General features: G+C 69.4%; 5 protein-coding genes. All 5 read right to left on the bottom strand.

The window, feature by feature from the left end; translation table 11 throughout:
- Nucleotides 1-206, bottom strand: a 206-nt coding sequence (locus FJY74_09400; GenBank protein ID MBM3308527.1) for a hypothetical protein, incomplete at its 3' end; no start/stop codon positions are given.
- Nucleotides 163-537, bottom strand: a complete 375-nt coding sequence (locus tag FJY74_09395; GenBank protein MBM3308526.1) for a DUF2089 domain-containing protein — start codon at nt 535-537, stop codon at nt 163-165. The genes FJY74_09395 and FJY74_09400, both read right to left, overlap by 44 nt.
- A gap of 147 nt (nt 538-684) precedes the next feature.
- Nucleotides 685-1,440, bottom strand: a complete 756-nt coding sequence (locus FJY74_09390; protein ID MBM3308525.1) for a DUF624 domain-containing protein — start codon at nt 1,438-1,440, stop codon at nt 685-687.
- 9 nt (nt 1,441-1,449) lie between these two features.
- Nucleotides 1,450-3,957 (bottom strand): signal peptide peptidase SppA, encoded by a 2,508-nt coding sequence (gene sppA / locus FJY74_09385; GenBank protein MBM3308524.1) that lies wholly within the window; start codon nt 3,955-3,957, stop codon nt 1,450-1,452.
- 102 nt (nt 3,958-4,059) lie between these two features.
- On the bottom strand, nt 4,060-4,455 hold the full coding sequence (locus tag FJY74_09380; protein ID MBM3308523.1) for a BamA/TamA family outer membrane protein: 396 nt from the start codon (nt 4,453-4,455) through the stop codon (nt 4,060-4,062).
- Between the last annotated feature and the right edge of the window lie 17 nt (nt 4,456-4,472).

Genomic DNA, 4,472 nt, shown 5'->3' with positions numbered 1-4,472 from the left:
GCCGTGATCTTCTTGTCCTCGAGCATCTTGAGGATCCTGAGCTTCTCGGTCTCCATGTCGTGTCTCCTTGCCTTGATGGTCGGTCTGCGCGCCCGATCGCCCAACCCGACCTCACTCCAGGGGATGGTCGTCCACAGCTCCGGGGTGGGGCAGATGCCCGTCCTAAGCGGACGCGTCGGCCAGCCGTCGTAGGAACTCGTCTGCATCGATCTCTCCCGCTTCGAGCTTCGCCAGAAGCTCGGCCTTCATGTCCTTCGTCACCTCGGGTACCGGGGCGAACCCGAGCGCCCGCACAACCTCCTCGAGTCGAGCGCGGACCGTGGGGTAGGAGATGCCCATCTCGCGCTCGACCTCCTTGATATTCCCGCGCGACTTCAGGAAGATCTTGATGAGGTCGAGCTGCTGCTGCGAGAGCGCGCAGAACGCGCAGGTCTCGAAGCGCCCCCGGACCGTGATCTCGCACGCCGGGCACTCGAGTTCCCTGACCACCATCTCGCCGCCACACGCGGAGCAGCTCGTCGGCTGCCTGTGAATCATGCTCACCCTCCTCGTCTCAGGAACTCCAGGAACGGATCCCACATTCGCAGGTGTACGACACGAATATTAAGCTGCTGGTTGCATGTTGTCAACTGAATTCAATGCAAAGATCAAGAATATTGATGCTTGTCCTTCAGGGTGGGGCGCTCAGCGGGGCCTCTGGCTCTCCCAGGGCCTCCAGAGGTCCCGCCAGGAGCGGGTCTCGCGGGGCTCTGAGGCGGCGTCGGAGCCCGGGAAGTACTTCTTGAGGAGCTCGCGGTGCCCGGTGGAGAGGATGACGGCGATGAGGCTGCCGGCGAGGAGAAGAAGGCCCACACCGCTGACGGCGAGCAGGGCGGCGATGAGGACCGACTGCAGCGCGATGGCGATGCTGAACGCGGGGTTGTCGAGAACGAGGAGGGCGGACTTCCTGAGGGCGGTCCGCAGGCGCCTGTCACCCGCGCTCAGCAGGGGATGCAGGTGGACGTGCATGAGCGCGAAGAAGGCCGCCGACCAGACCAGGAGTGTGGCGAGCGCCGTGCCGGCAAACGCCGCGCCTCCCTGAAGCCGGCCGTAGAACCGGATGTTGAACCAGAGCAGGGCGGCGGAGCCGGCGGTGAATGCGCCGAGCTTGATCGATCGGAGGAAGTCGCGGCGGAAGCCGTTCCAGAAGTCGGCGAGGCGGGCGTCCTCGTCGGCGGCGATCCTGCGGGCGAGGCGGAAGAGCCCGGCGGTCGCCGGCGGCGCGGTGACCACTCCGAGGCAGAGGATGCACCAGAGCAGATTGGCGACGATGAGGGTGCCGAGGTGGTCGTAGATGTGCCAGAAGGCGCGCTTGAAGGTGGGGCGAAGGACGTCGGCCGCCCGGATCCTCGTCGGACCCGCGCGCGTTCCTCCGGGTTCCGGGCGGCCGTCCTTCGTCATGGGACCCCTCTACTGCACCGGGGCCTGGCTGGTCATCCTGAACTGCACGAGATCGTCGGGCCCGACGGCGCCGAGACCGAGGAGCCTCGAGAGCCCGAGCTTCGCGGACGCCGACTTCAGCAGGAGGTCGAGGAGCGAGGGGCTCTCCCTGACCGCGACGACCGCCGCGCGGTCGCGCTCGACGCCGATGCGCTCGCAGGCGTAGTCGATGGCCTCCGAGAGGCCCCCAAGCTGGTCGGCAAGCCCGATGGCCACGGCCTGGTTGCCGGTGTAGACGCGGCCCTGGCCGATCTCGCGGACTCGCCCTTCGTCAATCTTCCTTCCGGAGGCGACCTTGGCGACGAAGTCGTCGTAGTGGCGGCCGATGAGATCGTCCGCCATGGCAAGCTCCTCCTTGGTCGCGCGGCGCGTCGTGGACCACATGTCGGCGTACTCGCCGCGCTTGAAGGTCTCGTGGGTCGCGTCGATCTTCTCGTAGAGGCCGGCGAGCGACTGCTTCATGCTCACGACGCCGATGCTGCCCGTGATGGTGAGCGGGTCAACGAAGATCCGCTCCGCCGCGCAGGCGATGTAGTAGCCGCCCGAGGCCGCCACGTCGGCCATCGAGACGATGAGCGGCTTCTTCGCGGCGACGCGCAGCGTCTCCTTCCAGATGATGTCGGAGGCGAGCGCGCTCCCGCCGCCGCTGTCGACGCGGAGCACGACGGCCTTGACCCTCGGGTCACGCCTCGCGCGCGCCAGGGCCGCGACGAGCGTCTCGGAGCCGATGGACTCGCCGCCCCAGACGGGGTCGTGGCCGCCCTTGCCCACGTCGATGCTGCCGTACGCCCCGACGACCGCGATCGTAGGGCCGGGGCGCCAGTCGTAGACCTTGTCGCGCCAGTCGGAGACGCTCTGTGTGGCGATGCCGTCGGGCTCGTCGGGCGGCGTGCGCCCGGCGAGCCGCACGGCGGCCGCCTTGGCGTCCTCCCAGAACGCCAGCGAGTCCACGAGCCCCGCCTCGACGGCCTGCGGCCCGTAGAACATCCTGCCGTCGCACACCGTCTCCGCCTGCTCGCGCGAGAGTCCCCGGCCTTCGACGACCGCGCGCACGATCTCGGCGTACACGTCGTCCACGAGGCCCTGGACCTCCACGCGCTGCTCGTCCGTGAGCGGGCCGGCGCCGATCGAGTGGAACGTGCTCTTGTACTTGCCGGCCGATACGTAGTCCCACTCGATGCCGATCTTCTCCGTCGTTCCCGTGTAGCGCATCACCGTCGTGTAGTTCGAAAGCCCGATGACCACGGCCGAGGGGTGCATCAGGACGACGTCGGCGGCCGTGGCGATGTGGTAGTCGGCGCTCGACGCCCCGTACTCGAGGAAGGCCACGACCTTCTTCCCGTGGACCTTCCTCGCCCGCAGGACCTCGTCGCGGATCTCCTGCGCCAGCGCCGACGGGCCGCCGAGGAACCCCGGAGCGATCGGCCTGACGCGAAGCAGGATGCAGGCGACGGAGCTCTCCTTCGCCGCCTTCCGGATGTCCCGCGCGACCCGCCGCGCGCTCGTCGTGGACGAGCCGAGGAGGCTCCAGCCGCCCTCGGAGTCCGACAGGCGCCCCCCGACCTTGATCTCGACGACGCCGCCCTGCCCCTTGACGACGCTTCGCATGCGCTCCGCGCTCGTCGAGACCCCGTAGGCCATGACGTCGTGGAGTGCCCCGTCGAGCGTCCTGAGGGACGCGCCGGCGCCTGCGTGGGTCATGTTGAGCCACAGCCCGACGCTCACCTCGCTGTCCCGGTCGTCCCCGCTCGGGTACGTCAGGATCGAGCCGCGGAGCACGAGGCCGTCCATAAGCTCGGCCTCCGCCCCCGCCGTGTACGCGGCGTCCCGGAGCTCGGCGCCGCGCGGCAGGCTCGCGTCGGCCATGAGCGTGAGCCGGTTGCCCGCAGGGCGCAGGGCCACGCCCGCCGAGTACGTCGTCCGCGCGGCGCTGCCGGCGCGACCGCGCGCGTCCTCCGGCGCGACCGCGCCGAACTCCGTCTCGCCGAGGTTCCTGGCGACCGCGCCGACCGAGACGAAGTTCGTCGGCCGGACCATGAGGCCGACGTCCCACATCGTCGCCCTCTGCTTCGCGCCGAACTGCGAGCGCAGCCAGCGGTGGCCGACGCCGAGGCTCCACCTCCTCGGGTCGCCGAACGCCGTGCCGAGGGTGTACGTGTCGACGGCGTTCCGCCCCGGCGCGATGCCCGGTTCCTCCGTCGGCTCCCACAGGTACCGCCGGTCGAAGCCCAGCCCGAGCGAGCCCAGCTTGAGGCCGACGCGCGCTCCGGAGACGTCCTCGCCGGCCATCTCGAGCTCGGAGTAGCTGCCGACCTCGTCGCTGAAGAGACCGAGGCCGGCGGGATTGAGGAAGACCGCCGTGGCGTCGTCGTTGAGCGCGACGGAACTCGCGCCACGCAGCCACGGATCGGACACCCACTGGGCGCCAGCCCCCGAGCACACCATAACCACCGCCGCCGTAACGAGCAGCGTCCGCATCTCCTGCCTCCCCATGTTCGCCGCGCTGTTGAGTGGAACTGACTGCGCCGATCCCGAGCGCCGCGCCGCTTCCCCGGCGGGGCCGCAGCAGGACCAACGCCCCTACGAAGGGTACACCAGTCTGAGGCTCACGACCGTGTCCACGTTCTCCGTCGTCGTCGGCCGCGCCGCGTCGAGCCTGATGTCGCCGATGCCCGGCACGTCGACCCGAAGGCCGATGCCGATGTTCGTCTTGTGCTCTTCCCAGTCGAACCCCGTCGTGTTGTTCCAGACCTCGCCCGAGTCGAGGAAGTAGATGATCTCGAGTTCGGGCCGGATCCTCACGGCGTACTCGGCGGACACGAACGCGAGGTTCTTCGCCTCGTAGGCGCGGTAGGGATAGCCGCGCAGCGTCCCGAGGCCGCCGAGGTAGAAGAGCCTGTGCGACGGGAAGTCCGTCCCGCTTCCGACGCCCCACGCGCCGCGGAGCGTGAGCGCCTGCGTGTCCGTGATCCGCATCCGCCGACTGCCGTCGA

It is taken from the genome of Candidatus Effluviviaceae Genus I sp., assembly GCA_016867725.1.
Lineage (GTDB): Bacteria > Joyebacterota > Joyebacteria > Joyebacterales > Joyebacteraceae > VGIX01.
The sequence above is the reverse complement of the archived record's forward strand: the minus strand, read 5'-3'. Positions and strand labels throughout refer to the sequence as shown.